This window comes from Paenirhodobacter enshiensis (genome assembly GCF_000740785.1).
Classification (GTDB): Bacteria; Pseudomonadota; Alphaproteobacteria; order Rhodobacterales; family Rhodobacteraceae; genus Rhodobacter; species Rhodobacter enshiensis.
Window position 1 is genome coordinate 1 of sequence record NZ_JFZB01000095.1, and the last position, 518, is coordinate 518.

The 518-nt window shown below is 62.7% G+C and carries 1 protein-coding gene; it reads right to left on the reverse strand.

Going from position 1 to position 518, the window contains the following annotated elements:
* Positions 1-518 (reverse strand): DDE-type integrase/transposase/recombinase (locus CG50_RS16040; protein ID WP_036640697.1); only part of this gene is annotated, 518 nt, incomplete at both ends.

Here is a 518-nt window from a genome sequence, read left to right on the forward strand (position 1 = left end):
GGGCGGCCAGCACCTTGATGAAGTCGGTCGATGTGAACTGACTGCCTTGATCCGTGTTGAATGTCTCGGGCGTGCCGTGTCGCGCCAGCGCCTCTTCGACGGCTTCCACGCAGAAGTCAGCCTCCAGCGTGATCGATAGCCGCCAGGCCAGGACGCGCCGGGTGAACCAGTCCAGCACGGCAGCGAGGTAGATAAACCCGCGCGCCATGGGGATGTAGGTAATGTCCATCGCCCAGACCTGATTGGGCCGGGTGATCGGCAGCTTGCGCAGCAGATAGGGGTAGATCTTGTGCCCCGGGGCCGGTTTCGAGGTGCTCGGCTTGCGGTAAAGCGCCTCAATGCCCATGCGTTTCATCAGCGTGGCAACGTGCAACCGCCCGACCTTTAAGCCTTCCTGGACCAGCAGACCCTGCAGCATCCGGCTGCCCGCGAACGGGAACTCCATGTGCAGCTTGTCGATCCGGTGCATCAGCCTCAGATCGGCGTCCGACACTGGGCGCGGCTTGTAATAGACGCTG